We start from the raw sequence: 16,842 nt of genomic DNA, 5'->3' as shown, positions 1-16,842 counted from the left end.
CGGTGAGCGCGGACTCCGAGATTCTCGCGGCCGTCCGTACCGCGGACGACGAGGTCCATCCCGTCGCCGTGCGCCAGGGTTCCGCGCTCGTCACGTCTTTCCATCCCGAGGTCACCGACGATCTCGCGGTCCACGAGTACTTCCTAGGCATGGTCGAAGAGCGCCGGAGCGGCGCCACAGCCGCGGCGCAGACCGTGCCCTAGCGGTTCGAGGCGCCACGTCCGTCTAGAATGGACGAAAGTCGCTGCTCTCGCCGGGCCGGATCGTCTCCCGCCCGAGTTGATCGACGCAAGATACTCGACTCAAGTGAAACCGACCCCAGCCGTTTTAGGAGGCGCCCATGTCGGGCCATTCCAAGTGGGCAACCACGAAGCACAAGAAGGCCGCGATCGATGCCAAGCGCGGCAAGCTCTTCGCCAAGCTCATCAAGAACATCGAGGTCGCGGCGCGGACGGGCGGCGGCGATCCCGGCGGTAACCCGACCCTCTACGACGCGATCCAGAAGGCCAAGAAGAACTCGGTCCCGCAGGACAACGTCGAGCGCGCCCGCAAGCGCGGCGCCGGCGAAGAGGCGGGCGGCGCCAGCTGGGAGACCATCATGTACGAGGGCTACGGCCCCGGCGGCGTGGCCGTGCTCATCGAGTGCCTCACCGACAATCGCAACCGAGCGGCCGGTGAGGTCCGCACCGCGATGACCCGCAACGGCGGCAACATGGCCGATCCCGGCTCCGTCGCCTACCTGTTCAGCCGCAAGGGCGAGGTCATCCTCGACAAAGCGGACAAGTCCGAAGAGGACATCCTCCTCGCCGTGCTCGACGCGGGCGCCGAGGACGTCAACGACCTCGGCGAGCAGTTCGAGATCGTCTCCGAGCCCGGCGACCTCGTCGCCGTCCGCTCGGCGCTCCAGGCGGAGTCCATCGACTACGACTCCGCCGAGCTCGGATTCCGCGCCTCGGTCGAGGTGCCGGCCGACGCGGAGCTCGCCCGCAAGGTCTTCAAGCTCGTCGATGCTCTCGAGGACTCCGACGACGTGCAGAACGTGTACACCAACATCGACGTCTCCGACGAGGTCCTCGCGGAGCTCGAGGACTAGGGAGGGGCTGCCCCGGATGAGAGTCATGGGCGTCGATCCCGGGCTCACGCGCTGCGGCATGGCGCTCGTCGAGACCGGTAAGGGGCGCCACGTCGTGGCACTCGATGTCGACGTCGTCCGCACCCCGGCAGAGGACCCTCTCGAGCTGCGACTCCGCGCGATCTACGAGGCCGCCGGGGAGTGGATGGATGTCCACGGACCGGCGGTCCTCGCCATTGAGCGAGTATTCGCGCAGAACCAGCGGAGCACCGCGATGGGCACGGCGCAGGCCGCCGGGGTCGTCGCGTTGGCGGCGTCCTTTCGGGACATCCCGGTCACCTTCCGCACGCCTTCGGAGGTCAAGGCGGCGATCACGGGGAACGGACGCGCGGACAAGGCGCAGGTGACGGCGATGGTGACCCGCATCCTCGGCCTACAGAAGCCACCGAAGCCCGCGGACGCCGCCGATGCGCTCGCCCTGGCGATCTGCCATTCGTGGCGCGCCCCCTCCCAGGCGGCGGTGTCGGGCGGCGAGGTGGCGGGCGGAGACTTTCTGTCGGGGTACGAAGCTAAGGTGGCAGCCGCGTTGGCCCGCGACAAGCGGTCCGCCGGCGGTGCCGGTTCCAGCGGTACCGCTTCGGGACCCGCGGCTGCCGGCGAGTCCGGCACTCGGGCGTCGTCGGCCGTCCGGCAGCGTCCGTCGAACAAGATCCGTCGGGCGCCCGGGGCGTAGCCCAGCGTCGCGGCTGCGCTGGTCGGCGCCGCGACCGGAGTTTCGCACGGCAATGGACCATGTGTCCCGAAGGGAAGAGGGTGGCTAAAGGATGATCTCCTCGCTCCGAGGACGCGTCCTCGAGATCGGGCTCGGGCACTGCGTCCTCGAGGTCGGCGGCGCGGGTCTGCTCGTGCAGGCCACGCCATCGGCGCTCGCGGGGCTGCGCCGTGGGGAGGAGGGATTCCTCCACACGAGCCTCGTGGTCCGCGAGGACTCGCTCACCCTCTTCGGCTTCCCCACGGCCGCATCCCGCGAGGTGTTCGGCCTCGTCCAACAGGTCAGCGGTGTGGGGCCCAGGATCGCCCTGGCCGTCGTCGCGACGATGGAGCCGGCGGCGCTCGCCGCGGCCGTCGAGGCCGAGGACATCAAGTCGATCCAGAAGGTCCCCGGCATCGGCAAACGCACCGCCGAGCGCATGGTGCTCGACCTGCGCGGAAAGCTCCAGGCGTACAGCTCGACCGGAGGATCGGACTCGCCCGGGCCCACCGGGAATGGTGAGTCGGCGCGCGATCCCCACGCCGATGTGGTCGAGGCACTCGAGGGCCTCGGGTTCCCCGCCAAGAACGCAGCATCGGCGGTCGCGGAGGCGGCGAAGTCGGATCCCGATGCGGATTCGGCCGCGCTGCTGCGCCTCGCGCTCGCGGCCGTCGGGCCGGGAAGGTAGGGCGGGGGAATGTCCCAGTTCGATCCCGGCGCGGGCGAGGACCCGGAGCTCGCCCTCACCAACTCCTCCATGACCCCCTTCGACGGCGACGCCGAAACCGCGCTGCGCCCGCGCAGCCTCGACGAATTCGTCGGCCAGGAGTCCGTGCGCGAGCAGCTCCGCGTGGTCCTCACTGCCGCGAAGGCGAGGGGAGAGGCACCGGATCACCTGCTCTTCGCCGGCCCGCCGGGCCTCGGAAAGACCTCTTTGGCGATGATCGTCGCGGCGGAAGTCAACGGCGCCCTCCGACTCACCTCGGGACCGGCGCTCGTGCGGGCCGGAGACCTCGCGTCGATCCTCACCAATCTCCAGCCGGGCGATGTCCTGTTCATCGACGAGATCCACCGGATGGCCCGCGAAGCCGAGGAGATGCTCTACCTCGCCATGGAGGACTACCGGATCGACGTCATGGTGGGGAAGGGGCCGGGCGCCAATTCGATCTCCCTCGACATCGCTCCGTTTACGCTCGTGGGCGCCACGACCCGGGCGGGCTCTCTCACCGGACCGCTACGCGACCGCTTCGGCTTCACCGCCACGATGGACTTCTACAACGATGCCGAACTCACCCGCATCGTCGATCGCGCCGCCGGGATTCTCGGCGTACCGGTGGAGGCTTCGGCCGCCGTGGAGATAGCGGGTCGTTCACGGGGCACACCCCGGGTCGCCAACCGCCTCCTCCGGCGCGTCCGCGATTTCGCGGAGGTCGAGGGAGACGGGATCGTCACGGCCGAGGTCGCCGATGCGGCTCTCGCGGTCTACGAGGTGGATGCTCTCGGGCTCGACAAGCTCGACCGCGCCGTGCTCCGCGCGCTCATCGAGATCCACGGGGGCGGCCCGGTGGGGCTCGGAAGCATCGCGGTTGCCGTGGGGGAGGAGCGCACCACGCTCGAGGAGGTGTGCGAGCCGTTCCTCGTCCGCGCCGGTCTGCTCGCCCGCACGCCGCGCGGGAGGGTGGCTACCCCGGCGGCCTGGGACCACATGGGGATATCGAGAGAGGCCCGCTGAGCCGCGCGACACGCCGGGTAGACTTCGACGGACATGCACGTTCGTTTCCGGACGCGCTCGCGGCTCCCGCACAGCCGTCCTCGCGGCGACGGACACACACGATCCGCTGCGCGACTATCGACACACAAGCACTCGTCTGGAGTTCAAGATATGGAACTGCTTCTTCCCGTCCTCATCGTCGTCATGGTCGTCATGCTCATCATGCAGACGATCAAGCAGCGCAAGACGGTGCGGCAGTTCCAGGACCTCCAGAGCGGTCTCCAGCCAGGAGACGTGGTGATGACCACCGCGGGGCTCCACGGCACCGTCGCCGGTACGGCGGAATCCACGATCGACCTGGAGATCGCGCCGGGCGTCGTCACGACCTGGGACCGCCGCGTCGTGCGGGAAAAGCTCTCCGGTGTGGGTGCCGCGGACAACGGGGCCACGGCGGCCGTGGACGCCCCTGCGCAGGACGCGCAGACCGACGGTCCTTCCACGCCCTCCGGCCAGGCCGGCACGCTTGGCGACGTCACGGTCGGAGACAACAACCTGGGCGACAACAACCTTGGCGACGGCTCGCTCGGCGACTCCGGCGCACCGGACACCGAAGGCACCGACCCGCGCTGATCGGATGCCCAGCCGGGCACGATGCTCGGAAGTCCGTCCCGCGGCTTCGCCACGCCGCGTCTCATGGGTGGGGTAACCGCAATGGCAGCGGGTAGAGTTAACGCGCCCGGCACCGCCCTTGGCGGCCCGCGCGGGCGGCACAGCCGATACCGGCCACTCATGCATGGAAAGACTCACCGACGTTGACATCTCCGCACCACAAGAGCCGTAGGGACTCGCGTCCCCGCCCGTGGGCGATGCTCCTCACCTTCGGGCTCGTCACGATCCTGCTGTACCTCCTCGCCTTTATGACGACGACCTCCGGCTTTTCCCCGAAGCTCGGGATCGACCTGCAGGGCGGCACACGCGTCACGCTCGTCCCCCGAGGACAGCCGTCCGACGAGGCGATGAACCGGGCGAAGGACATCATCCAGCAGCGCGCGAACGGGCTCGGCGTCTCCGGCGCCGAGGTCGTCCGCGACGGCGGGAACGTGGTCCTCACCGTTCCCGGCGAGGACGCCGCGGGCGCCCGCGAGCTCGGCACCACCTCGAAGCTCACGTTCCGCCCAGTCATCCAGGCAGTTCCCGTCACGGATCCGACCGACCTGCAGAAGACGCCGGACACCGGTGGCGATCAGGCGAAGGCGCAGAAGGCCATCGACGACGCCAAGGCGGATCGCCAGGCCGACACCCCCGAAGCGCTCCAGCAGAAGCTGCAGTCCTGGAAGTGCCCGGAGAACGACGTGCTCTCGGGTGTCGACAACCCGGACCAGTACCTCCTCGCCTGCGGCAGCGGGCAGAAGTACCTCCTCGCGCCGCAGCCGAAGGTCGACGGGGCGCCGGAAGGGCCGGGGCAGTACCTCGACGGCGAGAAGATCGACAGCGGCTCCGTCAATGCCGGATTCAACCAGCAGCAGGGCCAGGTCGAGGTCGGCTTCCGCTTCAAGACGACTCCCGTCGATGCCTCCGCGGCATGGTCGAAGCTCACGCAGGAGAACCTGCAGAAGCAGGTCGCGATCCTCATGGACAACTCGGTGATCAGCGCGCCGGTGATCCAGGGGGTCACCCCGCCGGGCTCGGCGACCTCGATCACGGGCCTGGAAAACCTCGACACGGCGCAGACTCTCGCCTCGAACCTCCGCTACGGCGCACTCCCGATCGCGTTCGAAGACCCCAACGTCGACAACGTCCCCGCGACCTTGGGCAAGGCCTCGCTCAACGCGGGTCTCCTCGCCGGTGCCGTCGGCCTCGTGCTCATCCTCATCTACTCGCTGCTCTATTACCGGGCGATCGGCTTCCTCGCGTTCCTGTCGCTCATCGCGGCGCTGCTGCTCACGTACGGCGTGCTCGTTCTGCTCGGTAACTGGATCAACTACACCCTCGACCTCGCGGGCGTGGCCGGCGTGATCATCGGCATCGGCATGACCGCCGATTCGTTCGTCGTCTACTTCGAACGCGTCAAGGACGAGATACGCGAGGGCCACAGATTCAGATCGGCGGTGCCGCGCGGCTGGAAGACGGCCTCCCGCACCATCGTCACCGGCAACATGGTCTCGGTCATCGCGGCGGTCGTGCTCTACGTCCTCGCCATCGGCGACGTCCGCGGCTTCGCCTTCACCCTCGGCCTGACGACGCTCATGGACATCCTCGTGGCCTTCACGGTCATGTGGCCGCTCGTGTACCTCGCCTCAACCAAGCCCGTCTTCTCCAAGCCGTCCATGAATGGCCTGGGTTCGATGGAGGAGCTCCGCGTGCACGCGCTCGAGCGCTCCGACGATGACGACGATGCGGACATGCAGCGAAGCACCGACGACACCATCGATGCCGGCGACGCCCCCGCCTCCGGCGAATCCGATAGCAACAGCCGGGTCTCCTCCGGCGACCAGGAGGGTGGTGCCCGATGAGCACGTCTGCCACTAGCGTCGACACCGGTTCCGACGGCACGGCGAACCCTGCGGATTCCGCGGCCGTCGCGAAGAAGGAATCCTGGCTGACCCGCCTCTACACGGGAACCGGCGGGTTCCCGATCGTGCAGAAGCGGAAGATCTACTACATCATCGCGCTGCTCATCTTCCTCGTGTGCATGGCGAGCATTGTGTTCCGCGGCTTCACCCTCGGCATCGATTTCGAGGGCGGCACCAAGCTCGCGGTCCCGGCCCCGGGCGTCGATCCCGCGGTCGCCGCACAGGTCGTCGGCGACGCGACGGGCGAGGAGGTCGCCCAATCGCAGCTCGTCGGGTCCGGCTCCGCGCAGCAGGTCGAAATCCAGATGCCGTTCCTCGACACCCAGCAGATCACCGACGCGAAGAACGCCCTGTTCGAGCAGTTCCATCCCGTCAACGCCCAGGGCGACGAGTCGCCCAACGCGATCGGCGACTCGAACCGCTCGGAATCCTGGGGCAGCAGCGTCACGAAGAAGGCGGTCATCGCGCTCATCGTCTTCGTCGCCGTGGTGTTCGTCTACATCATGATCCGCTTCGAATGGGCGATGTCCCTCGCGGCGATGGTGTCGATGCTCTACGTCCTCGTGTTCACCGCCGGCATCTACTCGATCGTCGGCTGGGAGGTCTCTCCAGCGACGGTCATCGGCCTCCTCACCATCCTCAGCTTCGCGCTCTACGACACCGTCGTCGTGTTCGACAAGGTGCAGGAGAATACGACCGGGCACAGGCACAGGAAGCGGAACACCTATGCCGAGGAGGCGAACCTCGCCGTCAACCAGACGCTCATGCGCTCGATCAACACGACCGTCATCTCGCTGCTGCCGCTCGCGGCGCTCGTGGTGATCGCCGTGGTGATCCTCGGCGTGGGAACCCTCCGGGATCTCGCGCTCGTCCAGGTCGTCGGCATCTTCACCGGCACGCTGTCGTCGATCTTCCTGGCGACCCCGCTGCTCGTGGACATCAAGTCGCGGACCCCCGCGATCAAGAAACACAACGCCGAGGTCGCGGCGTTCCGCAAAAACCGCGCCGACCGGGCCGCGGCTGCGCAGTAGCTCCCCCGGTGGGATCATGAGCGTGGCAGCACGGTAGTGGTCACGACAGCGGTCACTGGGACTACGAGAACGGGAACATGGACGAATCACGCAAGCAGATCGAGCGGGCGCATGCGCTCGTGGAGGCGCGCGCCCGGCGCGTCCAGGACTTCCCCGAGCCGGGGGTCGAGTTCCTCGACCTCACGCCCGTGCTCGCCGACGCCGAGGCGTTCGGCGCTGTGATCGACGCGCTCGGCCTCGGCTGGGCCGACATCGATCTCGTCGCCGGCCTCGACGCCCGCGGCTTCCTCCTCGGCGCAGCCGTCGCGCGCGAGCTCGGCCTAGGAGTACTCGCCATCCGGAAGGCCGGCAAGCTCCCGCCGCCCGTACACTCCCGCACCTACAGCCTCGAGTACGGCGAGGCGACCCTCGAGATCCCCGCCGAGGGGGTCGATCTCCGCGGCCGCCGCATCCTCATCGTCGATGATGTCCTCGCCACGGGTGGGACGGTCGGAGCCTCGATCGAACTCCTCGAAGAGTGCGGGGCGGAGATCGTGGGTGTATCGGTGGTCCTCGAGGTCCCCGGACTCGGTGGGCGCGATAAGCTCTCATCCACGACGGTGCGCAGCCTCTCGGAGAGCTAGCCTGCGCCCCGGAGCAACACGGCACCGGGAGGTGGGGAAATGGCTGTAGGAGACGAGCAGACCGGGCCCGGGCGGCCGCACAACCCCGAGGACCGCCGCACCCAGCCGCTGCCCATCGCAGGCACGAAGAGCACCCGCGGCGTCTACGCGCGCTGGGCCCGGCGGATGACGGCCCCGCGGTCCTCCGCAACTCCGCTCGTCCTCGAGCCGCTGCTCCGGGTCCATCAGCGCTACCACCCGCGCGCCGACACACCGCTTCTCGCCCGCGCCTACCACCTCGCCGAGGAGAAGCACCGCGGCGTCTTCCGCAAGTCCGGGGACCCGTACATCACGCACCCGCTCGCGGTCGCGACGATCTGCGCGGAAATGGGCATGGACACCACGACGCTCGTCGCGGCTCTGCTCCACGACACCGTCGAGGACACCGACTACACCATCGAGCAGCTCGCCGCAGATTTCGGCGACGTCGTCGCGCACCTCGTCGACGGGGTCACCAAGCTCGACAAGGTCAAGTTCGGCGAGACAGCCGAGGCCGAGACGATCCGCAAGATGATCGCCGCGATGGCGAAGGACCCCCGGGTCCTCGTCATCAAGGTCGCCGACCGGTTGCACAACATGCGCACGATGCGCTTCCTCCGGCCCGAGAAGCAGGCGAAGAAGGCACGGGAGACCCTCGAGGTCATCGCGCCGCTGGCGCACCGCCTCGGCATGGCGACCATCAAGTGGGAGCTCGAGGATCTCGCCTTCGCGATCCTCGAGCCGAAGAAGTACCAGGAGATCGTGCGCCTCGTCGCCGACCGTGCGCCGTCGCGCGACACGTACATCACCACGGTCAAGGCGACGCTCGACAAGGAGCTCAAGGGCGCGCACCTGCAGGCCACGGTCGATGGCAGGCCGAAGCACTACTGGTCGATCTACCAGAAGATGATGATCCGCGGCCGCGCGTTCGACGAGATCCACGACCTCGTCGGCATCCGCATCCTCTGCGACTCCGTGCGCGACTGCTACGCCGCGGTCGGCGTCGTCCACTCGCTCTGGGCGCCCATGCCCGGCCGCTTCAAGGACTACATCGCCGCCCCGCGTTTCGGTGTTTATCAATCGCTGCACACCTCCGTCATGGGCCCTGAGGGAAAACCCCTCGAGGTGCAGGTGCGCACGCACGAGATGCACCACGCCGCCGAGTACGGGATCGCCGCCCATTGGCGCTACAAGGAGACCAAGGGCAGGCATGACGGCGACGGAACCGAGATCGACGAGGTCGCCTATCTCCGCCAGCTGCTCTCGTGGCAGGCGGAGGCCGAGGACCCCAGCGAGTTCCTCGACAACCTGCGCTTCGCCATCAATTCCAAGGACATCTTCGTCTTCACCCCGAAGGGGAAGGCGATCACGCTGCCGCAGGGCGCCACGCCCGTCGACTTCGCGTACGCCGTGCACACCGAGGTCGGGCACCGCTGCATCGGCGCCAAGGTCGACGGGAAGCTCGTCTCGCTGGAAAAGCCCCTCGCCAACGGGGCCACGGTAGAGATCTTCACGGCTAAGGACGCCGGCGCCGGCCCGAGCAGGGACTGGCAGAACTTCGTGGTCACCGGGCGTGCGAAGACGGCGATCCGGCAGTGGTTCGCCAAAGAGCGGCGTTCGGAGGCCCTCGAGCGGGGCAAGGAGCAGATAGCCCGCGAGATCCGCCGCTCCGGCGCGCCCGTGCATCGGCTGTTCTCCAACGATTCGCTGACCTCGGTCGCGAGGGAGCTCTCGTACTCCGACGTCACAGCGCTTTACACCGCGGTGGGCGAGGGGCACGTCTCCGCGGCGCACGTGCTCTCGCGGCTCGTCGCCGATTTCGGCGGCAGCGACGAGGTCACCGAGGAGCTCGCGGAACGCTCCTCCGACAAGAAGGTGCCGCGTTCGAAGCTCGGCGGGCAGACCACGGCCTCCGGGGTCCTCGTTGACGGCCTCGAGGACGTCGTGGTCAAGCTCGCCCGCTGCTGCACCCCGGTGCCGGGCGACGAGATCCTCGGCTTCGTCACGCGCACCGGCACCGTGAGCGTGCACCGGACGGACTGCCCCAACACCGAGTCGCTGCGCAAGGAGTCGGAGCGCTTCGTCAAGGTCGAATGGTCCGGCTCGCAGACCGACGGGCTCTATCTCGTCGCCGTCCAGGTCGAGGCGCTCGACCGGCAGCGGCTGCTCTCCGACATCACCAAGGCGATCGCGGACGAGAAGGTGAACATCCTCTCGGCGACGCTGCAGATGCGCGACGACAACCGGGTGACGATCTCCAAGTACACCTTCGAGATGGCCAACCCCGCACACCTCGGGCAGGTGCTCAACTCCGTGCGCAAGGTCGAGGGCGTGTACGACGCCTACCGCGTGACCAACGCCGCAGGCTGAGCCCGAGCGCCGTCCCCGGCGGCGGCGAGCGCGAAAGAGCCCCGCACCTCCATCGCGGAGGTGCGGGGCTCTCTCGATTTCTCCCGGGCGCTGCGGCTACTGCGTAGCTGCGCCGGCTCCCGCGGGTGCGCCGGCACCGGCCGGCATCCCGCCACCGGCGGCCGGATCCGGCGCCGGGGCATCGGCGCCCTCGGGCTTCTCGGGGGCTTCGGGACGCTCGGGGACGGTGTCCTCCTTGCCGACCACGGCCTTGTCGATGGTGACCTCCTTGGCGGGTACCTCGGCGTCGAGGCTCTGCGGGTCGTCGCTCTTCGTGCCTGCCTTGGAGATCTTGTCGAGGGTCGCGAGGCCCTTCTCGCCGATCGTGCCCATCACCGAGTAATCGGCCGGCAGCGTCGAGTCCTCGTAGACGAGGAAGAACTGCGAACCCGCCGAGTTCGGCTGCTGGGACTTCGCCATGGCGATCGTGCCGCGTGGGTAGACCACCGACTGGCCGTCGGCCGCGGGGGCGAGGCCCGTCGGCGCCTCGTCGATCACGGAGTAGCCGGGGCCGCCGAGGCCGGTGCCCGTCGGGTCGCCGCACTGCAACACGGAGAGCCCGCCGCCCTGCGCGGCGGCCTGGTCGGGGTCGGTCTTGGTCAGGCGGTGGCAGTTGGTGCCGTCGTAGTACTTCTGCTCGACGAGCCCGACGAAGCTGGCGACGTTGCAGGGCGCCTTGGCGCGGTCGAGCGACAGGTCGACATCACCGTTGTTCGTGGTGAGATCGACGTCGACGGCGCCCGACTTGTACTGGTCGCCCTCGGGCGCCTTGCCGTCCTTTTTCTTCTTCTTCGCGACCTCGATCTTGGAGTTGTAGTCCTCCATCTGCTTCTTCGTCGCTTCGTCGGCCTGCGCCATCTGGTCGTCGGGGACGGGCGTTAGCTGCGAATCGTCGCTCGGAGCGTAATCGCACGCGGCCCACTGTGCGCGGTAGTCGTCCCACGCCTGCTGCTTCTCCGCGATCTGGTTCTCGTGGATGTTCTCGCGAACCTTCATGGTCACGCCCGTAGCCACCAGGGCGAGGACGATCACGGAGGCGACCGCCACCACGGTCATCGTCGTCCGCTTCTCGCGCTTCTTCTGCGCGTCGAGCTCTTCGCGAAGCCTCTGCCGCGCCTCGGCCCGGCGTTCCTCATTCGTGGACACTAACTCTCCCGTGTGGTCGGCCAGGTTGTTCGCTGGCGCTAGGGTGCATTGAAGAGGCGCCGGACGCGACCACTTGGCCACCGTCGGCACCTCGTCCAGCGAACCAGCCTAGCCCCTGGGGCCCAATAGCCGTGGAGCGCAACCTATGAGTCTCGGGCCGAAACCTTTGTACTCGGCAAGCCGAGGCTTAACTCGGCGGCCGGACCAGGCATTCGGGGCTACGACGCGAGCGAGAGGAACGACGTGAAGATCCTGGGCTTTCCCGCGGGGATGTTCGAGACCAACTGCTACATCGTGGTCGGGGAGGACTCGCGCTGCGTCGTCATCGATCCGGGGCAGGACGCCGCGCCGCGCGTCGAGCGGATCGTCGAGGCCGAGGGGCTCCGCCCCGAGGCCGTCCTCGCCACGCACGGGCATCTCGACCACGTGTGGAACGCGCGCGAGGTCGCGGACCGCTACGGCGTGCCCGCGCTCATCCATCCCGACGACCGGTACATGCTCACCGATCCGGGGCGAGGGATGTCCGGCTCCGTCACCACGATGCTCGAAGGACAGTCATTCACCGAACCGGCGGAGGTCGTCGAGATCTTTGACGGCGAAGAGCTCGACTATGCGGGCCTGCGCTTCTCCGTCGATCACGTGCCAGGGCACAGCGAGGGGTCGGTGTCCTTCACGGTCACGGCCGAGGTCGAGACGGGCGCGCCCGGAGGGGGCGGCGCCGGGAGCGCCGGAGAGCTCACGGTGTGCTTCGGCGGCGACGTGCTGTTCAACGGCGGCATCGGGCGCACCGACCTGCCGGGCGGCGACCACGAGGTGCTCCTCGGCTCCATCGCGAAGAAGTTCCTCACCCGAGACGACGACGTCGTCGTGCTCCCGGGCCACGGCCCGCAGACCACGATCGGGCAGGAGCGCGCGGCGAACCCGTTCCTGCGCGGCTTGTAGCCTCGGCGGCCGACGGGGCGGCGCGGGCCGCGCGCCGCGGCGGTGTAATCTACCAGGTGTTTTCTTCACGGAGGTTCGGGGCTCGGCGCGTGTGCGTCGCCCCATGAGCGCGGACGGGCGGGTGAGTGGGCCGGTGAGCAACGGCGACTCGGCAAGCGATCAGGCGGGCGGATCGAAGAAAGGGAAGCCGAGGGCGTTGAGCGCGCCCAAGGGCGTCCCCGACTACGTCCCGCCGGAGTCCGGCGGCTTCCTCGCCGTCCGGGGCGCGGTCCTGGAGGCCGCCGAGCGCGCAGGGTACGGCTACATCGAGCTCCCGATCTTTGAGGACACCACGCTCTATGCCCGGGGCGTCGGCGAGAGCACGGACGTGGTGAGCAAGGAGATGTACACCTTCGCCGATCGCGGCGACCGTTCCGTCACGCTGCGTCCCGAGGGCACCGCCGGCGTGGTCCGCGCCGTCATCGAGCACGGCCTCGACCGGGGCCAGCTTCCGGTCAAGCTGCGCTACGCCGGCCCGTTCTTCCGCTACGAACGCCCCCAGGCGGGCCGCTACCGCCAGCTCCAGCAGGCCGGCATCGAGGCGATCGGCGTCGACGATCCCGCGCTCGACGCCGAGGTCATCGCCATCGCTGACGAGGCGTTTAAGCGCCTCGGGCTCACCGGCTACCGCCTCGACCTCACCTCGCTCGGCGACGCCGAGAGCCGTCTGCCGTACCGCGAAAAGCTGCAGGCCTTTCTCGCCGGCCTCGACCTCGACGAGGCCACCCGCGAGCGCGCGTCGATCAACCCGCTGCGCGTGCTCGATGACAAGCGGCCCGAGGTCCAGGCGCAGCTCTCCGAAGCACCGCTCATGCTCGACAACCTCTCGGAGGCGGCCTCCGCCCACTTCGCCGAAGTTCGCGAGCACCTCGATGCCATGGGCGTCGCCTACACGATCAACCCCCGCCTCGTCCGCGGGCTCGACTACTACACGAAGACCACCTTCGAGTTCGTCCACGAGGGTCTCGGCGCGCAGTCGGGGATCGGCGGCGGCGGGCGCTACGACGGTCTCATGGAGCAGCTCGGCGGCCAGTCGCTCTCGGGCATCGGCTTCGGGATCGGCGTCGACCGCACGCTCCTCGCGCTCCGCGCCGAGGGCGTCGACCCCGGGCCCGCGAGCCGAGTCGACGTGTTCGCGGTGGCACTCGGCGCAGAGGCCCGCGCCGCCATCGTCCCGCTCCTTTCGCGGCTTCGTGACGCCGGACTGCGCGTCGACATGGCCTACGGCAACCGCGGGATGAAGGGCTCGTTCAAGGCGGCTGACCGCTCGGGGGCCGCGCACACCCTCGTCCTCGGGGAACAGGAACTCGCGGACGGGACCGTCGTGCTCAAGGACATGTCGGCGGGGACCCAGAAGTCGATCCCGCTGCCCGACGTCATGGGCGAGCTGACGGCGCGCTAACCGCGTCGCGCACGCCAACCGCGCCGAAGAGGGGTCAGAGCTGCGCGGAGAAGGTGTCGCAGGACCGTACGGAGCCGTTCTGATAGCCGGTGATGAACCACTGGCGCCGCATCTCCGACGAGCCGTGCGTCCAGGCCGACGGGTCGATCCGGCCGCTGCCGAGGTTCTGGATGTGGTCGTCGCCGATCGCCTCGGCGGTCTGCACGATCGTGTCCACGTCCGGCGAGGTGAGCGATTCGAGCAATGGCGCCTCGCCGCCCGGCGCGGGGGTGGTGGTGGCATAGTGCGCCCAGAGGCCGGCGTAGCAGTCGGCCTGCAGCTCGACCCGGACGGCGCCGGAGCTCGCTCCGCGCGGATCGGTCTGCGAGTGGCGGATATCGCCGAGCAGGGTCTGTACGTGGTGCCCGAATTCGTGGGCTAGCACGTACATCTGCGAGGCGGGGGAGTCCGATCCGCCGAGCTGACCCACGAGGACCTCGTCGAAGAAAGTCGGGTCGAGGTAGACCTCGTTGTCCGAGGGACAATAGAACGGACCCGTCTCCGAGGTCCCCTGGCCGCAGCCGGTGGAGATCCGGCCGGAGAAGACGTTGGTGTGGGGCTGCGTGTACTGCATGCCGGTCTGCTCGGGCAGCTGCACCGTCCACACGTCTTCGAGGCTCTCGGTCGTGGCGACGACCCGGCAGATCGTATCCGTGTTCGCCGCGGCGAGCGTGCAGCCGTCGATCTGCTCCTGGTAGGCCTGCGCGGACGCGTCGGTGCCCGTGGAGCCGTACCCGGTGTCGTAGCCGGTGCCGCCGCCCACGCCGAGTTGCGAGGGATCGACGCCGAGCACGACCGCGACGAGGACCACGAGGATGCCACCGACGCCGCCGCCGATGGCAACTCCGCGGCCGCGGCCCCCGCCTCCGCCGCCGGAAACGCCGGAAGTGTCGAGGTTCCCGCTGTTCCGGAAGGTCATGCCCACTCCTCGTGCCGTGGGAGCGAAGGCGCACCGGGGGTCCGGCAGGCGCATCGTCCCAGGTGATCCACCCGGCGGATGCCGGTGGTCGGGCCGATCCGTAGAATCGGAGCCCGTACGTGCCTCTACGCCCTGCCGCCGTCCGGCGCGCCCGGCTCCAGAAGATGAGCACACGCAGAGATTCAACACCGAGATAATAGCTGTAAGCAGCGAGGGACCGTCCCCGTATCGCGACTCCGCCGAGCGCGGGCGGGAGACAGGCGGGATGCGCCGCTCACCGAGAAAGGAAGCCCCGTGCTCCGTACCCATTCGGCAGGACAACTCCGCGCCGCCGACGAGGGCACCACCGTCACCCTCGCCGGCTGGGTCGCCCGCCGCCGCGACCACGGCGGAGTGATCTTCGTGGACCTCCGCGATTCCACCGGCATCGCACAGGTTGTGTTCCGCGAGGACGCGGTCGCCGAAGCGGCCCACCGCCTGCGTTCGGAGTACTGCATCGCGATCACGGGCAAGGTCGAGAAGCGGCCCGCAGGTTCGGAGAACCCGAACCTGCCTTCGGGCGACGTGGAGATCAACGTCGATTCCCTCGAAGTCCTCGGCGAATCGGCCCCGCTCCCGTTCCAGCTCGACGACGAGGTGGGCGAGGAGGCGCGCCTTCGCTACCGCTACCTCGACCTGCGCCGCGAGGGCCCGGGTGCTGCCCTGCGCCTGCGCTCGAAGGTCAACGCCGCCGCGCGCTCCGTGCTCGCCGAGAACGATTTCGTGGAGATCGAGACGCCGACGCTGACCCGCTCGACGCCCGAGGGCGCCCGCGACTTTCTCGTCCCCGCACGCCTGCAGCCGGGCACCTTCTACGCGCTCCCGCAGTCCCCGCAGCTGTTCAAGCAGCTACTCATGGTCGGCGGCATGGAGCGGTACTACCAGATCGCCCGCTGCTACCGCGACGAGGATTTCCGCGCGGACCGGCAGCCCGAGTTCACGCAGCTCGACGTCGAGATGAGCTTCGTCGACCAGGAGGACGTGATCTCGCTGGCCGAGGACATCCTCAAGCGGGTGTGGGCGACCGCCGGTGTCGAGCTCCAGACCCCGATCCCTCGGATGACCTACGCGGAGGCCATGCGCCGCTACGGCTCGGACAAGCCCGATCTGCGGTTCGACATCGAGCTCGTCGAGTGCACGGAGTTCTTCGCCGACACGAGCTTTCGCGTGTTCCAGGCTCCATACGTCGGCGCCGTGGTGATGCCCGGGGGCGCCTCGCAGCCGCGCCGTCAGCTCGACGCCTGGCAGGAGTGGGCCAAGCAGCGCGGCGCGAAGGGACTCGCGTACATCCTCGTCGGCGAGGACGGCGAGCTCACCGGCCCCGTGGCCAAGAACATCACCGAGAACGAGCGCGCGGGGATCGTCGAACACGTCGGCGCGAAGCCCGGCGACTGCATCTTCTTCGGCGCCGGCGGGGTCAAGTCCTCGCGCGCGCTACTCGGCGCGGCGCGCGGCGCCATCGCCGAGAAGCTCGGGCTCATCGACGAGAACTCCTGGGCGTTCACCTGGGTCGTCGACGCCCCGATGTTCGAGCCGGCAGAGGAGGCGACCGCCTCCGGCGACGTCGCGCTCGGGCATTCGACGTGGACCGCCGTGCACCACGCGTTCACCTCGCCCAAGCCGGAGTTCCTCGATACCTTCGACACCGATCCCGGTGCCGCGCTCGCCTACGCGTACGACATCGTGTGCAACGGCAACGAGATCGGCGGCGGCTCCATCCGCATCCACCGCCCGGAGCTGCAGGAGCGCGTGTTCCAGGTCATGGGGATCACCAAAGAGGAGGCCCAGGAGAAGTTCGGCTTCCTCCTCGACGCCATGGCGTTCGGTGCCCCTCCGCACGGCGGCATCGCGTTCGGCTGGGACCGCATCTGCTCGCTGCTCGCGGGTACCGATTCGATCCGCGATGTGATCGCGTTCCCGAAGTCCGGCGGCGGCGTCGACCCGCTCACCGACGCCCCTGCCCCGATCACCCCGGCCCAGCGCAAGGACTCGGGCATCGACGCCAAGCCGAAGGCACGTGGGCCGAAGGAGGCGCCGGAGGGCGCCGAGAAGGCCGACACAGCGGCCGAGGCAGCCGAGAAGTAGAAGAGATCGGCGGCGGGAACGAATAGGGACGATCGATACGGGT

Annotated in this window: 14 protein-coding genes and 1 pseudogene; 13 read left to right on the top strand and 2 right to left on the bottom strand. The window is 68.9% G+C overall.

What is annotated here, in order from left to right:
• The 10 genes and pseudogenes from V7E05_RS04875 to V7E05_RS04830 all read left to right on the top strand — a co-directional run.
• A pseudogene (locus tag V7E05_RS04875) lies at positions 1 to 203 on the top strand (hypothetical protein); the annotation flags it as partial.
• Between the two features lie 137 nt (positions 204 to 340).
• Positions 341 to 1,093: a YebC/PmpR family DNA-binding transcriptional regulator gene (locus V7E05_RS04870; RefSeq protein ID WP_333618548.1), complete on the top strand. Its 753-nt coding sequence runs from the start codon at positions 341 to 343 to the stop codon at positions 1,091 to 1,093.
• 16 nt (positions 1,094 to 1,109) lie between these two features.
• On the top strand, positions 1,110 to 1,805 hold the full coding sequence (gene ruvC / locus V7E05_RS04865; RefSeq protein ID WP_333618547.1) for a crossover junction endodeoxyribonuclease RuvC: 696 nt from the start codon (positions 1,110 to 1,112) through the stop codon (positions 1,803 to 1,805).
• Positions 1,806 to 1,896: 91 nt separating this feature from the next.
• Positions 1,897 to 2,511, top strand: coding sequence for a Holliday junction branch migration protein RuvA (gene ruvA / locus V7E05_RS04860; protein ID WP_333618546.1), 615 nt, complete (start codon positions 1,897 to 1,899; stop codon positions 2,509 to 2,511).
• 9 nt (positions 2,512 to 2,520) lie between these two features.
• Positions 2,521 to 3,555: a Holliday junction branch migration DNA helicase RuvB gene (gene ruvB / locus V7E05_RS04855; RefSeq protein WP_333618545.1), complete on the top strand. Its 1,035-nt coding sequence runs from the start codon at positions 2,521 to 2,523 to the stop codon at positions 3,553 to 3,555.
• A gap of 150 nt (positions 3,556 to 3,705) precedes the next feature.
• A complete protein-coding gene (gene yajC / locus V7E05_RS04850) occupies positions 3,706 to 4,164 on the top strand; it encodes a preprotein translocase subunit YajC (RefSeq protein ID WP_333618544.1) in 459 nt (152 codons plus the stop codon).
• Between the two features lie 182 nt (positions 4,165 to 4,346).
• Complete coding sequence (gene secD / locus V7E05_RS04845; RefSeq protein ID WP_333618543.1) at positions 4,347 to 6,047, top strand: protein translocase subunit SecD; 1,701 nt, start codon at positions 4,347 to 4,349, stop codon at positions 6,045 to 6,047.
• Positions 6,044 to 7,138, top strand: coding sequence for a protein translocase subunit SecF (gene secF / locus V7E05_RS04840; protein ID WP_333618542.1), 1,095 nt, complete (start codon positions 6,044 to 6,046; stop codon positions 7,136 to 7,138). The genes secD and secF overlap by 4 nt, the downstream gene beginning before the upstream one ends.
• Positions 7,139 to 7,215: 77 nt before the next feature.
• A complete protein-coding gene (locus V7E05_RS04835) occupies positions 7,216 to 7,761 on the top strand; it encodes an adenine phosphoribosyltransferase (protein ID WP_333618541.1) in 546 nt (181 codons plus the stop codon).
• Positions 7,762 to 7,800: 39 nt separating this feature from the next.
• On the top strand, positions 7,801 to 10,149 hold the full coding sequence (locus tag V7E05_RS04830) for a RelA/SpoT family protein (protein ID WP_333618540.1): 2,349 nt from the start codon (positions 7,801 to 7,803) through the stop codon (positions 10,147 to 10,149).
• A 96-nt stretch (positions 10,150 to 10,245) separates the two neighbouring features.
• Here V7E05_RS04830 and V7E05_RS04825 read toward each other — a convergent pair whose 3' ends face one another.
• A complete protein-coding gene (locus V7E05_RS04825; RefSeq protein ID WP_333618539.1) occupies positions 10,246 to 11,334 on the bottom strand; it encodes a peptidylprolyl isomerase in 1,089 nt (362 codons plus the stop codon).
• Between the two features lie 243 nt (positions 11,335 to 11,577).
• On the opposite strand from V7E05_RS04825, the gene V7E05_RS04820 reads away from it, so the two are divergent.
• Positions 11,578 to 12,276: an MBL fold metallo-hydrolase gene (locus V7E05_RS04820; protein WP_333618538.1), complete on the top strand. Its 699-nt coding sequence runs from the start codon at positions 11,578 to 11,580 to the stop codon at positions 12,274 to 12,276.
• A 133-nt stretch (positions 12,277 to 12,409) separates the two neighbouring features.
• Positions 12,410 to 13,717, top strand: a complete 1,308-nt coding sequence (gene hisS, locus V7E05_RS04815; RefSeq protein ID WP_442891599.1) for a histidine--tRNA ligase — start codon at positions 12,410 to 12,412, stop codon at positions 13,715 to 13,717.
• A 34-nt stretch (positions 13,718 to 13,751) separates the two neighbouring features.
• Here hisS and ypfJ read toward each other — a convergent pair whose 3' ends face one another.
• Entirely contained in the window at positions 13,752 to 14,675 is a 924-nt protein-coding gene (gene ypfJ / locus V7E05_RS04810) for a KPN_02809 family neutral zinc metallopeptidase (RefSeq protein WP_333618536.1), read from the bottom strand.
• 294 nt (positions 14,676 to 14,969) lie between these two features.
• On the opposite strand from ypfJ, the gene aspS reads away from it, so the two are divergent.
• Entirely contained in the window at positions 14,970 to 16,799 is a 1,830-nt protein-coding gene (aspS, locus tag V7E05_RS04805) for an aspartate--tRNA ligase (protein ID WP_333618535.1), read from the top strand.
• The last annotated feature ends 43 nt before the right edge of the window (positions 16,800 to 16,842 follow it).

This window comes from Dietzia sp. (genome assembly GCF_036741115.1).
Classification (GTDB): domain Bacteria; phylum Actinomycetota; class Actinomycetes; order Mycobacteriales; family Mycobacteriaceae; genus Dietzia.
Note: the sequence above shows the minus strand (reverse complement) of the source record. Positions and strands in the feature narration are given on the sequence as shown.